Origin of the sequence: Arcicella aurantiaca (genome assembly GCF_003148625.1) — a bacterium.
GTDB lineage: Bacteria > Bacteroidota > Bacteroidia > Cytophagales > Spirosomataceae > Arcicella > Arcicella aurantiaca.
Map to the genome: position 1 here is coordinate 11,476 of NZ_QGGO01000007.1, position 15,231 is coordinate 26,706.

13 protein-coding genes are annotated in these 15,231 nt (G+C 36.0%); 8 read left to right on the forward strand and 5 right to left on the reverse strand.

Features of this window, described 5'->3' with window-relative positions:
• Positions 1–64 precede the first annotated feature (64 nt).
• From LV89_RS07985 to LV89_RS07995, 3 genes are all read left to right on the forward strand, one after another.
• Positions 65–4,237, forward strand: a complete 4,173-nt coding sequence (locus LV89_RS07985) for a T9SS type B sorting domain-containing protein (protein ID WP_109742357.1) — start codon at positions 65–67, stop codon at positions 4,235–4,237.
• 257 nt (positions 4,238–4,494) lie between these two features.
• Positions 4,495–4,947: a hypothetical protein gene (locus LV89_RS07990; RefSeq protein WP_109742358.1), complete on the forward strand. Its 453-nt coding sequence runs from the start codon at positions 4,495–4,497 to the stop codon at positions 4,945–4,947.
• Positions 4,948–4,953: 6 nt separating this feature from the next.
• On the forward strand, positions 4,954–5,835 hold the full coding sequence (locus tag LV89_RS07995; RefSeq protein WP_229201490.1) for a winged helix-turn-helix domain-containing protein: 882 nt from the start codon (positions 4,954–4,956) through the stop codon (positions 5,833–5,835).
• Positions 5,836–6,250: 415 nt separating this feature from the next.
• On the opposite strand, the gene LV89_RS08000 is transcribed toward LV89_RS07995, so the two are convergent.
• The 5 genes from LV89_RS08000 to LV89_RS08020 form a co-directional block, all read right to left on the reverse strand.
• A complete protein-coding gene (locus LV89_RS08000) occupies positions 6,251–6,616 on the reverse strand; it encodes a DoxX family protein (protein WP_109742360.1) in 366 nt (121 codons plus the stop codon).
• A gap of 2 nt (positions 6,617–6,618) precedes the next feature.
• Positions 6,619–7,011: an iron chaperone gene (locus LV89_RS08005; RefSeq protein WP_109742361.1), complete on the reverse strand. Its 393-nt coding sequence runs from the start codon at positions 7,009–7,011 to the stop codon at positions 6,619–6,621.
• 119 nt (positions 7,012–7,130) lie between these two features.
• Positions 7,131–7,553, reverse strand: coding sequence for a VOC family protein (locus LV89_RS08010; protein ID WP_109742362.1), 423 nt, complete (start codon positions 7,551–7,553; stop codon positions 7,131–7,133).
• Positions 7,554–7,555: 2 nt separating this feature from the next.
• A complete protein-coding gene (locus LV89_RS08015; RefSeq protein ID WP_109742363.1) occupies positions 7,556–8,380 on the reverse strand; it encodes a VOC family protein in 825 nt (274 codons plus the stop codon).
• Positions 8,381–8,384: 4 nt separating this feature from the next.
• Positions 8,385–8,801 carry an SRPBCC family protein gene (locus tag LV89_RS08020; RefSeq protein WP_109742364.1) on the reverse strand — a complete coding sequence of 139 codons (417 nt, stop codon included), beginning with the start codon at positions 8,799–8,801 and terminating at the stop codon, positions 8,385–8,387.
• Between the two features lie 156 nt (positions 8,802–8,957).
• On the opposite strand from LV89_RS08020, the gene LV89_RS25095 reads away from it, so the two are divergent.
• The 5 genes from LV89_RS25095 (at position 8,958) to LV89_RS08045 (ending at position 15,164) form a co-directional block, all read left to right on the forward strand.
• Positions 8,958–9,128, forward strand: a complete 171-nt coding sequence (locus LV89_RS25095) for a hypothetical protein (RefSeq protein WP_158279537.1) — start codon at positions 8,958–8,960, stop codon at positions 9,126–9,128.
• A 536-nt stretch (positions 9,129–9,664) separates the two neighbouring features.
• Positions 9,665–10,819, forward strand: a complete 1,155-nt coding sequence (locus LV89_RS08030; RefSeq protein ID WP_109742365.1) for an acetyltransferase domain-containing protein — start codon at positions 9,665–9,667, stop codon at positions 10,817–10,819.
• 367 nt (positions 10,820–11,186) lie between these two features.
• The gene (gene aspS, locus LV89_RS08035) at positions 11,187–12,950 is read left to right on the forward strand and encodes an aspartate--tRNA ligase (RefSeq protein ID WP_109742366.1); all 1,764 of its coding nucleotides are present in this window, start codon (positions 11,187–11,189) and stop codon (positions 12,948–12,950) included.
• Between the two features lie 758 nt (positions 12,951–13,708).
• Entirely contained in the window at positions 13,709–14,230 is a 522-nt protein-coding gene (locus tag LV89_RS08040) for a class I SAM-dependent methyltransferase (RefSeq protein ID WP_109742367.1), read from the forward strand.
• Positions 14,220–15,164 (forward strand): hypothetical protein, encoded by a 945-nt coding sequence (locus LV89_RS08045; RefSeq protein ID WP_146199103.1) that lies wholly within the window; start codon positions 14,220–14,222, stop codon positions 15,162–15,164. Before LV89_RS08040 ends, LV89_RS08045 begins: the two co-directional genes overlap by 11 nt.
• The last annotated feature ends 67 nt before the right edge of the window (positions 15,165–15,231 follow it).

Consider the following 15,231-nt stretch of genomic DNA (forward strand, 5'->3'; position numbering starts at 1 on the left):
GTGAAATCTAAAATACTTAATGTCTAATTTCTGACATCTAAAACCTTTTTTAGTAAACGAAAAAATGATAAGATTTAGTAGCATACAACGATATTTTTTGATTTTCTCCGTGATGTTCTTATCGTGGGGATTGTCAAGCAATGTTTATGCTCAGGAGTTTTTTAAAGTTAGAAAAACTTGTATTTCTGAATGTTCAGATACAACTGCGGCTACTATATTTCGGGATACTTTATTGACTCCTGCAACGGCTTGGAAATGGGAATTTGGCGACCCTACAAGTGGCATTAAAAATACCTCAACACTCAAAAACCCTGCACACTTGTACTCAACCGCAGGTGTAAAAACGGTTACACTTACTCGTACAGAAGGTGGCATTCCAAAGGTTTATACCCAAACAATTACCATCAATAACCCGCCAACGGCATTTTATTTAGGAAACGCTCCTTCTCAGCAAGATACTACTATTTGTAAAGGTGATTTCCTGACGCTCGACCCTTACAAAAATGGTGGAGCTGACCCAAAATACAAGTATATCTGGTATCCAAAAGGTGACTCTACGCAAACACTGCGGGCAGATACTACCAGTTGTTATTCTGTGCAAGTTACGGATACTACAACGGGCTGTTCGGCTCAAAATAAAATCAATGTAAAACTTTGCGTCCCTCCGCCACCAAAACCTGCCGAAAATTATTGGTATTTCGGAAATAATGCAGGGATAAAGTTCTCTTCAGGAACGCCTACGGCAGACGATAAAGGGAAAATTAATACAACAGAAGGAGTGTCTTCTATTGCCGACCCCAACGGAAATTTACTTTTTTATACCGACGGACGAAAGATTTATGATAAAGATGGTAAAGAAATGGCTTCGCTGAAACCTGATATTTTAGCGGGAAGTGCCACCTCTACGCAATCGGCGGTTATTGTGCCACAACCCAGTTGCCAAGGGTGTCAATCTATCTATTATGTTTTTACTACAACCGATATTAACGGAACTAAACAGTTGAGTTACAGTGTAGTTGATATTCGTCAGAATAAAGGAAAAGGAAAGGTTATTGAGAAAAATGTGGTTTTAGACGATGTACCTTCTACCGAACAATTGATTTCTCATTTCGTGAAAAAAGACTCTACTTATTGGGTCATTTCACATGATTATGGAACGGATACGATTCGTTTACGTAGAGTGACTAAAAATGGGGTTTCGATTTCAAAAATTGTTCAAGTAGGAGCAAGAATTGACAGTGCCGCTAAAGGGGAAGGTTATATGAAAGTTTCGCAAGACGGAACGAAGTTTGCCATTGCCATTCCCGGAGGAGCAAGAAATTTAATTGAGGTTTATGATTTTGTGGATTCCACAGGAGAATTAAGAAATAAGAAAACAATTGATTTAGGCCCAGCCCCTCCAACCGTTTATGGGGTTGAATTTTCACCAGATAGCAAAACGCTTTTTGCTACCATGAAAGCCGATACCATTAAAAATCCTACTTCGTATTCGTCACTGTTACGGTTTGATTTAACCGATGGAGATTCAACGGTAATTGCCAAGTCAAAAGTGCTTATTGATTCTTCCCGAAAAGAATATTATGGGTCGGTGCAGTTAGCTCCAGATGGAAAGATTTACCTTGCCGTACAGGGGAGTACAACGTTGGGGGTTATCAAACTTCCGAATGATACCATTTCTACAAAAAGTTTAAGTACAGATTATTATGAGCGAAAAGGCTTTGACCTCAATGGTAAAATTAGTCAGTTGGGTTTGCCTACAACTTACAATGTTATCAATGAAAATAATGAAGGCGTAGGTATAACGGCTGTGGATACGTGTTTGGGGTCGCCAACTAATTTTCAAACCAGTCATTTATGTGGTGATAAACTCAAAAATACCAAAACAGATTGGCGTTTTTATAGAGGCGAAGTGCCAGCTAATGGACAACCAGTGGGACCTCCTATTGCCACCATTCAAGGTGGAGAAGGAGATAATGGTTTACAAACCTCCTACACTTTTGATGCCCCAGGGAAATATTATGTGGTTGTAAATATGGGTAATCGTTGTAAGCCTGATACTATGCTGCCACCGCAGGCTTTTGAGGTATTACCGTTGCCCAAACCTGATTTAGGCCCAGACCTCAATTTATGTGCAGGAAGTGTGACTATTGATTCAAAAGTAACTTTGGATAGTAGTAATTATTTCTGGTTTCAGAATCGACAATTTTTACCTAAAGATAAACTACGTACTCTCACGGTTACGCAATCAGGGAATTATGCTGTATTGGTTGAAAGTAGGGGTTGTGTCGGGATTGATTCTGTACTGATAACATTGGCTAAGGCAAAGGCTTTAAATTTAGGAGCTGATACACTTATTTGTGCTGGTTCTCCTATTGTTTTAGATGCTTCTAATGCCGCAGGAACAGGCTCAACGTTTTTATGGAGTACAGGGGCGACAACTTCTAAAATTACTGTTTCAACGGCAGGTAATTATTCTGTGACCGTGACCACGCCAATTGGGACAACTACTTGTACAACTACTGATAATGTAATTGTCAGGATTCGTCCGAAAATGTCATTTACTGTCAATAAAACTGCTCCAACGGGTTGTACCGCCAATGATGGTGCTATTAAAATTGTAGGGCTAACTCCGACAGGAACGTACAGTTTTGTTTGGTACAAAGATGGTGTATTAATTGCCAATTCTACTCTCGACGGAATCACGGCTTTGAAAGCAGGAAGCTATAAAGTAACTATTAGAAGTAGTGTAACTTGTGATACTACGGTTTCTATTGTTTTAAATGCTTCGGGTACGCCAAACGCTTTGATTACACTTACGCCAACGCCTGTTACGTGTATCAGTGATGGAGCAATTGCTATCAAAGTGGATACGCTTAGTCCGTTTAGACCAATAAATTTTATTCTTAGAGAAAAAAGTACGAATGAGACAATTATTTCGCAGGGAGTAATGTCCTCTATCTTTGTTTCAAGAGGGCAATATGTCATCAAAGGACTCATTGCAGGGACTTATTATATAGAATTTGTGGATAATAGTGGCTGTAAATTTATCAGTAATAACATCACATTGAATAAAATATCAAGAAGAGATATTTCTCTTTTACCTGCTCCAACAGGCAAATGTGAAGGAGAAAAAATTACATTAAATCCACTCAATTATACCGATGGAAGTATTAGATGGAGTACAGGGGCAACTACCTTGAATATTGACGTTACAAAAACAGGGGTTTATATTGTAACGGTTACTTCAACAGATGGAAAGTGTATTAGTTCAGCCCAAATACCTGTCACTTTTAAGCCATCACCCAAAGTAAATATTACAGCACCAAGTAGATTATGTTTAACGCCCAACCCAACCCAATTAGTTGGTAGTCCAGTTGGAGGAACTTGGCAAGGCTCAAATGTTGATGCCAATGGAATATTTAAAGTTACTTCATTGGGTATTTATGCCGTAAAATATGAAGTTACACAAAATGGCTGTACCACTATTGCTAATAAAGAAATTACGGTATTGGATGCTCCTGTTTTCAATTTAGGGCCTGATAGAAATATTTGTCGAAATAGTGTTACGGATTTGATTGGCGTTAGCACCCCACAAGTGAATGTAACGTATCGTTGGAATAACGGGCAATCAACGCCAACAATTATGCCTGAAAGGTCTGGTACGTATATTTTAATGGCTACTAAAGGACTTTGTCGAGCTTCAGATACTGTTATTGTTAATTTATTGCCGATACCTTTTATTTCATTACGTTCAGAAATTCCCCTTTGTGTGGTATCCACTTTGCCTGTACGAGTTGATGCAGGAGGAGGATTAGGACTTACCTATAAATGGTCGCCAACGGGAGAAACTTCTCGGCAAATTTCTGTAAACACTGTTGGAACATATACTGTAACGGTTACTAACTCTGCGGGATGTCCAGTAGTGGCTCAAACAAATATAATTGACCGTTGCGACCCCAATATTTTAGTGCCTGATATTTTTACGCCTAATGGAGATGGGCTAAATGATAATTTTCAGGTATTCCCAATTTATATAAAAGAATTTGATTTGAAAATATATAATCGTTGGGGTGAATTAATATTTACTTCCAAAAATCCCAACGACCGCTGGGACGGAAAATATAAAGGTACTTTAGTCAAACCAGACTCTTTTGCATGGGTGATAACTTATCTTCCTGAGTATTACCCCAATGAAGGGCTCAAACGAAAAGAAGGGGCGGTGACAGTAGTTTGGTAAAACAGAAGAGGCTGCTCAAAAAGTCGTAAGAAATTATTCCCAAATAATATTCTTTAGATAAGTTCAAGTAAAACTTAAAGACTCATTGACTGTTTTAGACAGCCTCTTTTATGTTAAAACAGCCTCCAAACCAAACTTTTACATTTCATTTACATTGTTTTACAGCTATAATTTTACATTCTATTTCTTCTGAGCCTACATTTACCTTCATAAAAGTACAATTTTGATTATCTCGAAATTTTAAACACAATTGTCTTATGAAAAGAATAAAATTAAGCTTCGTATCAATCGTATTTTCAACGCTATTTACTGTAACAATAGCTGCAAGAGAAAATGAGAAAATAATCTATAATCCTTTATTGATTGATGGTCAGCCCATAAATTATGAACAATTTTCTCTTAGTTCAAAGGGTGTTATCACCATGATAACTGAAAACACCAAAGGCAATGGAACGATGACAATTCCTTTCAAAGTTTACTTGAGACGTGACAATAAAATCGTATATTTAGGTGGTTCGGCTTCAACAAATACTTTGTCGGAAATTGAGATTTCTAAGGTTTTGAAATTCGCCAATTTAGGTGATGAACTTGTCATTGAACCCGTTGATAAAAAATTTCAGACCTCTGGAAGAGTATTCTTTTTAAGAAATAATCTTGTCAAATTTATGAGTAAATTCCTTATTAGTAAAAATCCACAAGATGGTTGCTAAATGTTTATGACAAAATCAAAATGGATATTTATCATCTTATTTTTCAGCCTTTCGATGTTGTCATTCGATAGGCTGATTGACATTACGGATGCTTCAAAGAATAGCCATTTCTCTGAAAAAGTAAATCTTGCTTTACGCCGAACGGCTCATCATTTACTCAAAGCTTCGGGCGATTCTACTTCTCAAATTGAGCCTGTAAAAATGCTTGATGAACGCTCTTTTAAGATTCGTTTGGAAAGAAACTTTACTTATGATTTACTGCCCAAATTATTAGAGGAATCCTTCAAAATACATCAAATTGACAATGTTTACGACGTTTCTGTTTTAGATTGTAATGACGGAGAACTTACATTAGGATACAATTCATTTGATTTTAAGAAAGATAAAAATGTGCCTTGCATTGGAAGGCAACAAGATAAAACTTGCTACGATTTACAGATTACATTTGCCAAAAAGCCAATTCAAAATTCGCCCAAGCCAATGTGGTTAATTCCGCTTTGGGGTTTGTTTATCACAGGATTTATTTTTTGGAATCGGAAAGCTACACAAGTCAAAACGGAGTCGGAAATTATTAATCAAAAAGAAGTTTCTGAATCAATCAGTTTTGGAAATTCTAATTTCGACTTCACCAATCAAACACTTTTTTCAGGCAATGTTCAGCATAATTTGACTTACCGAGAAGCGAAATTATTGAGGCTTTTTGTCAATAATCAGAATCAATTATTAGAAAGAGATTTTATCTTGAAATCAGTTTGGGAAGACGAAGGAATTACCGTCGGAAGAAGTTTAGATGTCTTTGTTTCTCGTTTACGCAAAATGTTATCGTCCGACTCAACAGTTCAGATTGTTACCTTGCATGGGGTTGGGTATAAGCTTGTGAGTTTATGAGTCTATGAGGATTTGAAGATTTGAGGATTTGAAGATTTGAGGATTTGAAGATTTGAGGATTTGAAGATTTGAGGATTTGAGATTTTGAGGATTTGAGATTTTGAAGATTTGAGATTTTGAAGATTTGAGATTTTGAAGATTTGAGGATTTGAAGATTTGAGGTTTTGGGGTTTTGAGATTTTGAAGATTTGAGGGAATGGGAATATGAGTGAAAGACTTTCCAATTCATCACCTTATAAATTCTTAACACTTAACTCATAGACCCATATACTCAAATCCCCATATACTCAAATCTTCAAATCCTCAAATCCTCAAATCCCCATATACTCAAATCTTCAAATCCTCAAATCCCCATATACTCAAATCTTCAAATCCTCAAATCCTCATAATCTCAAATCCTCATAAACCCATAACCTCACTCCTCCTTCAACTTGTGATAATAAATGTAAGAAACCGCTAAAAGTGCGATGAAGAAGAATGGTAAAAAGGTAAAGCCAATAAAGCCGTCCACAAAATAGTAACTTAACGAAGCTCCCAAAAAGTCAATTAAAAAACCTGCATAAGCCCATTCTTTAATACGGCTTGGGACTTGTGGAAGAATCAATGCCAAAGCCCCCGGAACTTTAAACAACAGCAATAATGTACCCATATACACAGGATAGCCCAAATGTTGCATGGCTGCTTTTCCTGCTTCGTCGTTGCGGAAAAGAACAGGCATAACACCCTCAAATAAGAAAATAATGGTAGTGGTTACCCAGAAGATAATTTTGTCTTTTTTCATGGTTATTTTTTTGTTATTTTTTTCTGATTTTTCGCAATTTGCATTTCCTCATTCTGCTTCATTCTAAGTCGGACAATCTTCTCTACCAATTCTTTAGGCAAGGGTTTTTCAAGGGTAAATTGAATTGTTCCTTTTGACGTTTTGTAATCTTTTAACTCCTCTTTCATTTGCTCCGTTAGTCCGCCAGTGCCACCAAAAAGGCTACAATGTTTTTTGTAGGCAGCAAAATATACTAACATTCCCTTATATTTAAAGGCAGGAATTCCGTAACTAATCACTTCTTCTGCTTCGGGAGCAGTATCTCTAATAGTTTGCCGAAGTTCTTCTAAAACAAGTCTTATGTTTTCGGGAAAATTAGACAAATAATCGTCGATATTTTTGATTTGAAGATTCATATTCAATAAATTAAGACATTAATATTTCGGCAAAATATCCGTTTAAACAGCTTCAATTATTTCTTCGGAAGACATAGCTAAACCGTCTGAAATTATTTCATCTGTGTGTTTTCTTGGATTTATTGTTGTTGTTGTGTTTTATCAAAATTCAACAACCATTGAATTCCAAATTTATCCGTCAATCCTCCAAATAATGCTCCCCAAAAAGTATGTTCAAGCGGGTGAGTTGCTTGTCCGTCAGTAGCCAATTTTTGATACGTATTTTGAATGTCGTCTTCGTGACTAAAATTAAGCATTAACGATACATTTGTACCTTTTGTCAATCCTTTGTCGCCCACCATATCCGATGCCATGATGACAAAAGCACTGTTTCTTAAAGTAGAATGTAAAATGCAATCTTTCATCTGAGGAGGCATTTTATCTGCAATCGGAGATTCTCCAATCGTTTGAAAATAAAGTTCGCCACCCAAGCACGATTGATAGAAAGTCATCGCTTCTCGACAATTTCCGTTGAAAGTTAAATAAGAATGAATTTGTTTCATGGTTAAGCATTTATAAGTTTTTCAATATCCATTTTTTTCATTTGCATAATTGCCTGCATCACTTTTTGTGCTTTTTCAGGATTGCTCATCAACGAGCCAATAATGTTTGGAACAATTTGCCAAGAAACCCCAAATTTATCTTTCAACCAACCGCATTGACTTTCCTGACCGCCATCGCTTGTTAATTGATTCCAATAATGGTCAATTTCGTCTTGCGTTTGGCAATCTACCACGATTGAAAATGCTTCGTTGAAAGTATATTCGTGTTTTCCCGGCCCATCCATCGCAATGAATCCATGTTTTTTTAGATTAAATTCTGCATACAAGACATTGTTTGTTTCTGGATAAGGTACTAAAAAATCAATGGCAGAATCTTCAAACACTGAAGTATAAAGATTGATGGCTTCTTGTGCTTTGCCAAATTTTTCATTGACAAATAACATCGAAGGCTTAATTTGTGGTGTAGCCGACGGGTTGACAACGCTAATTTGCCAAGTCAAACCAAATTTATCTTGTAGCCAACCGTATCTTTCGCTCCAATTGTATTTGTCGATGGGCATTAACGCTTTTCCACCTTCAAAGAGTTTATCCCAAACTTCGTTGGTTTCTTCGATGGTTTCAAAAGTGGCAAAAATAGAAATAGCTGGCGTAAATTTGAACATTGGCCCACCATTTAAACCCATGAATTTCTTTCCGTCTAATTCAAAATTGACCACCATCGGTGAAGCCATTGTAACTTTTGAATTCTTGAAAATAGAACAATAAAACTCGGCAGCAGCTTCGGCTTGACCATCGAACCAAAGGCAAGGATAAATTTGATTTGTCATGAGATTATTTCGATTCTGCGTATTTCTTAAAATTATTCAAAATTGCTTGCCAACCGCCTTGTTGTAGCTCAATTGGATTTTCATTTTCTGGATTAAATCTTTCGATAACCTTAACCGTTTCGCCTTCTTCAATAAATTCGATTTTTACTTCACGTTCATCTGCCAATACATATTCAATCTTTTTCATTGGCTCAACTAAGGTATAAATTCCTTCAAAGTCAAAGCCAAAACTACCATCTTTTGCTTCCATGCGGGTTAGGAATTTCCCGCCTGTTTGTAAATCATTGGTTGCGATAGGTGAATGCCAATCGTCTGAGGCAAAAGTCCAGCCTTTTATATGTTCAGGATTTGTCCAACAATCCCAAACTTTGGTTAGTGAAGCATTGATAGAAGATTCAACAGTGATGATTGTTTTGTCCATTTTCTTAGTTTTTTTGATTTGGTTGTTCTATGATTTGGGATATTACGGAAGTCGTCCTTCCAAAAGCTACGGTTTATACACAAGTATTTGAATATCTATTTAGAGCCATAGGCTCGGTTAAATTTTGTAGCGGTGGGTTTTAACCCACCGAAAATGATGCGAAAAGCCATTTTAGAGCCAGATGCTCGCCCCATTTTAAATGCCTCATTCCTACGGAACTCAAAAAATGGTCATTTTCATTTTCGATGGGTTAAAACCCACCGCTACAAAATCGGTCAAGCCTACGGCTTTTTTATTAGACTTCCTGCGAAAGTGTTTTATGATTGAAAAATGGTATATTTCCGAGTGAAAATAGCGAGAATTTTGAAAGCATAGCAGAGAAATGGGGGGATGCCCAATCTTGAAAAATTTTCGCTATTTGTAGCCGAAAAGATGTTGTTTTACGACTTAAAACACTTTCGCAGAAAGTCTATTATATAAATTTGTGTATAAACCGTAGCTTTCCAAAGGACGACTTCCGTGTTCGACAAATTTAACTCCGTGTAAAGTCTATACATTTTTTGTAAGACAAAATTAGAATTAATATTTTATAAAAGAATGGTGTAAAAACGTCATCATTGGGGCTGATTACGACAGACTCTTTGTTTTCTGAAATAAGCCTTTAATATTTGTAAAATATATTTTAAAATCAAAACTTTGGGTATTTGTTAAAATACTTTGTGCTGAAAATTTCTAAAAATAACAAATGTAAGTGTTTGATAATTAGCTTTTGAGAAGCTAATGCCTAAATCCAAACCCCAAACTCCCATTAATGAAACACATTTCTATCTTAGTTCCAGAAACAGCTTAATAAACTCAAAACGATGAAAAGAATCCAAACCATTGATTTTGTAAGAGGGTTAGTGATGCTCATTATGGCAATTGACCATATTCGAGATTTGATGTACATCAGCACAGGTTTACAAGACCCAACTGACCTTACGAAAACCACCGTTGGACTTTTTTTCACCCGTTGGATAACGCATTTATGTGCGGCAACTTTTGTGTTTTTGTCGGGAACATCAGCGTATTTTTCATTTCAAAAACAGCAAAATCTCGCTGAAAGTAAACGCTTTTTATTAACCAGAGGTTTGTGGTTAATCGTTTTGGAATTTACCGTTATCACCTTCGCTATTTGGTTTGATGTTCAGTTTAGAACCTTCCTTTTCCAAGTCATTGCTGCCATTGGGTTTAGCTTTATTATTCTTTCTTTTTTGTTGAAATTATCACCCAAAAAGATTGGCATTATTGGGTTAGTTATCATTTTTGGGCATAATGCTTTGCAGGGAATTTCGTTAGGGCAAAACCCGATTTTAAGTTTCATTGCTTCGCTTTTATTTGGCGGAGGTTTGGCACAATTACCTCATTCAACAATGGTAATTGGCTATCCAATTATTCCTTGGTTGGGTATCATGTTGGCGGGTTTCGGTTTGGGTCAATTTTTGGAACAACCCGACAGACAAAAACGCCTTTGGCAATTAAGTGCAGGAATGATTACACTTTTTATTGTGCTGAGATTCTCGAATATCTACGGCGACCCTGTGAAATGGTCGGAGCAAAAAGATACCATTTTTACGTTTTTATCCTTCATAAATGTTACCAAATATCCGCCTTCTTTGTTGTATGTTTTGCTAATGTTAGGAATCTCTATTTCTGTTTTAGCTCTTACCGAAGGTATGAAAAACAAGTTTATTGATATTGTCACTGTGTATGGAAAAGTGCCTCTGTTTTATTACTTAATTCATTGGTATTCCATTCGATTTATAACGATTGGCTTGATGTTTTTACAAGGTTATTCTTGGAAAGATTTTGTCTTTGGAACATTTGAATTTGGCAAACCCAAAGGGCTTTCGGGCGTAGAATTACCAATGATTTACGCTATTTGGTTTGGACTAATTGTGGCACTTTATCCTTTGTGTAAATGGTACGGTGAATATAAATCTTCGCACCCTGAGAAAAAATGGTTAAGATATTTGTAGCGATAATATAGGTTATAGACTGCGACATAACTTATTGGAATAGGAACTTCCCGAAAGTTTAAAACTTTCGGGAAGTTCCTATTCCAATAAGTTATGTCATGCTCTATATATAGGCAATTAGATTAGACAAATTTCAAAAATTTGTCTAATCTCTGAAGTCTTTCGCTATATTTTTTGAAATAAATAAGGAAGCCCAAACCCCAATCGACCAATCCCCAATTTTCAATAACTCCCCGACTTCTTTAAAAATTTATGAATGTATTGAGCAATTCCGTATTTTTGTGAAAAATTAGACGTAACACAGGCTTTAGCCTGTAATAACTCGTGAATGAGACAGATTTGAAATCTGTCCTACGGTAATAAAAGTATGCTCAGAACACATAATAACGGCGAACTCCGCCTCGCTCATGTAAACCAAACCGTAACATTGTGCGGTTGGGTACAACGCACCCGTGACAAGGGAGGTATGATTTGGATTGACCTTCGTGACCGCTACGGTATCACGCAATTAATGCTCGAAGAAGGCAAAACACCTAAAGAAGTTTTAGACTTAGCTCGTACTTTCGGACGTGAATTTGTTATCTCGGCAACGGGAGTTGTGGTTGAACGTCTTTCAAAGAATGACAAAATCGCTACGGGAGATATTGAAATTAGAGTTTCTGAAATAAGTATTTTAAATCCAGCGAAATTACCGCCATTCTTAATCGAAGATGATACCGACGGTGGAGATGATTTACGTATGAAATATCGCTACCTTGATTTACGCCGTAATCCTGTTCGTGCCAACTTACAGTTACGTCACCAAGTAGCTCGTTTTACTCGTGATTATCTTGATAATCAAGATTTTATCGAGGTGGAAACGCCTGTGTTGATTAAGTCAACGCCCGAAGGAGCAAGAGATTTTGTGGTGCCTTCACGTATGAATCCAGGTGAATTTTACGCTTTGCCACAGTCGCCACAAACGTTCAAGCAATTATTGATGGTTTCTGGTTTCGACCGTTACTATCAAATCGTAAAATGTTTCCGTGACGAAGATTTACGTGCTGACCGTCAGCCAGAATTTACCCAAATTGACTGCGAAATGTCTTTCATCGAACAAGAAGACGTTTTGAATATGTTTGAAGGTTTAATTCGTCATCTTTTCACGAAAGTAAAAGGCATGGATTTAGGCGAAGTTTCACGTATGACTTACGCTCATGCGATGAAATATTACGGTTCAGACAAACCAGATATTCGTTTTGATATGAAGTTTGTTGAGCTAAAAAGCGAAGAAGTTGACTTAGTTTCAGATAAAGATTTCGCCGTTTTTGATGCTGCTAATACGGTTGTGGGTATCAATGCAAAAGGTTGTGCAGAATATACTCGTAAGCAAGTTGATGAATTAACGGAATTTGTAAAACGTCCACAAATTGGAGCGAAAGGATTGATTTACTTCCGTTATAACAACGACGGAACGTTAAAATCATCGGTTGATAAATTCTATTCGGAAGAAGATTTGAAGAAATGGGCTGAGGCTTTCGGAGCAGAAAAAGGAGATTTAATTTTAATTCTTCCGGGTGACGGTGACAAAGTTCGTAAGCAATTGAACGAATTACGTTTAGAAATGGGTAATCGTTTGGGACTTCGTGACCCGAAAAAATACGCTGCTCACTGGGTTATCGACTTCCCGTTATTGGAATATGGCGAAGAAGAAGACCGTTGGTTTGCAATGCACCACCCATTCACGAGTCCGAAACCAGAAGATATTCAATATTTAGAATCGGGAGATTTAGGAAAAATCAGAGCCAATGCTTACGACTTAGTAATCAACGGTGTAGAAGTGGGCGGAGGTTCAATTCGTATTTTCCAAAAAGACTTACAAGCCAAAATGTTTGAAGTGTTAGGATTCTCGGACGAAGAAGCAAAACACCAATTCGGTTTCTTGATGGACGCTTTTGAATACGGAGCTCCACCACACGGAGGTTTGGCATTCGGTTTCGACCGTCTTTGCTCATTATTCGGTGGTTCAGATTCAATTCGTGACTTCATCGCCTTCCCGAAAAACAACTCAGGACGTGACGTAATGATTGATTCACCATCTACCATTGATGACAAGCAATTGAATGAATTGAAAATCAGAACAGTAGTGTAACACAGACTTCAGTCTGTAAGTGTGATAAATAGCACGCAGATGACGCAGATACTTCGTAACGCCGATTTTTACAGATTTTTATCTGCGAAAATTAGCGTTTGAAAATCAGCGTTATCAGCGTGCTATTCTTTTTTGCTTTATTTACAAAGATTGGATAACAGTAGTGTAACACAGACTTCAGTCTGTAAGTGTGATAAATAGCACGCAGATGACGCAGATACTTCGTAACGCCGATTTTTACAGATTTTTATCTGCGAAACTCAGCGTTTGAAAATCAGCGTTATCAGCGTGCTATTCTTTTTTGCATTATTTACAAAGATTGGATAACTTGTTTGAAAAGGGCGTTGCTGTCGCACGATGGCTGGTCGGGAGACACAGCCATGGGACGGAGAGAGGTTTCCAGCTAAGGATAAAGAAATGGCAGTTCGTTATGCTGCCGCAAATTGTTGAGTGTAACACTCGCTACGAATGTAAAAGGATTTATTGGAGTTGGAGTAGTGATAAATACGTGACCGTTTGATAAAAAAACGAGAATTATCTTTGTTTTTTATACATGAAAAGCAACATTTGTAATTAAATGTATTTTAAACTTATCATTTCTGTGAGATTTTTAAGAATATTGAATTGAACAGGTTACAGTAAATATATTTATTTTAGTAAAATTTCAGTAAGCTAAAAGTATTCAAATTATTGGCAGTTTTTTTGTTCAGTAAAATTATTTTCATTGTTTAAACCATTTATTCATAAGAAAGCCATAAATGAGTGAACGTAATACTCTAATAGACGACAAATCATATACTAATTTAGAAATAGGTGCAGGGTGTGGTGATTTTGGAAAAAAGTTCTATCCTAAATGTTATTTGACAGATTACGATGCAAATCTAAGAGAAAGTTGTGAACTGTGTCATATTGATTGGTTCTGTGATGCTCATGAGCTCCCTTGGGGAGATAATAGGTTTGATACTATCATTTTATGTAATCCTTACAATTATGGCTTTAATGATGATGATAGTACAGACAAGTTGATGAAAGAACTTTTGAGAGTGCTTAAAGTAACAAATTCTAAAATTATTTTGATTAGCACTAAAAATAATAAACATTGTAATCCACAAAGAGTATCAACACGTATTTCAGCTTTCTGTAAAAAAAACAATATCAGTAATATGAATGTATCTTCGGAAGAAATAGATTGCAATTCTTTGTATGAAAATTACGTTTTTAAAGAAGTTTTAGGAGATCAAATTTTTCCATCTTGTAAAATCACTATCGATGTCCAATAGCAGTTTAAATATAGATACCTTAAGTAGGGAAATTAATTTACTGTCTCTATCAGATAAAATGAATAGAGGGGGATATGGTGATTTGTTTTATGACCATTTAACTGGATTGACTAAGTTTAAAATGTTAAGTTCTGAAAATAATATTGATGAATTAAAACTTAGTGAAAAAACATATTTTGGTTTAGAACAATACGCAATTGAGCATTCAGAAAATGTAGAATCAGAGAAATCTCAAAATGAAGTTGATTGGGATTTAATAGATGATGCAAAAGAACTACTCAAAATTAAATTAGCAAATTCCCTTGGAATAGGACAGAATTATGAGAGTTCCGAATTAAAACCAATAATAAAATTTACAACAGATAACTACGAAAATTATTTATTGTATAAAATGTTGTACCCTGATTCTATTTCAAACCCTTGGTTACCTACGCATAATATTATTTTGGAGAATGGGTATTTATTAATGGTTTCAGGACAGAAAGACTTTATTAGAGAATATGATAAAAAAATTCTGGATAAAGAAGACGAAAACTCCACTGGTTTATTTGTATTAGCAAAAAGTAATAGTACAAGAGGATTTAGTGGTTTTCCAATTGATACTCGAAGTAATATGCAAGGATTAATTTTTGATTTTTTAAGAAGGGATGCGAGCGGAATGAGAAATGCTATTAAAACTGAAAAAATAGCATCATTCTTAAAAACACAACAAAAAAATTATTCTGAGCAAAACATTAGGGTGATGTTTTTATTACCTTTGAAACGAGCTGGTTTGATAGGATCTACAACAAGCGGTTATTTCTTTATAAACTCACCAGACGATTTGATACATAGCTATAAACATCATAGAGAAAAATTGCGTGGATTACAAAGAACTCTTGATATGTATAAAAATAAGGGAAAACAACTTGGTATTGACTTAGAAACAGTTTAGAATTACAGTATTAAAGAGCTATATTTACCAATATTTGGAAATATAGCTCTTTATTCTTATCCCATCC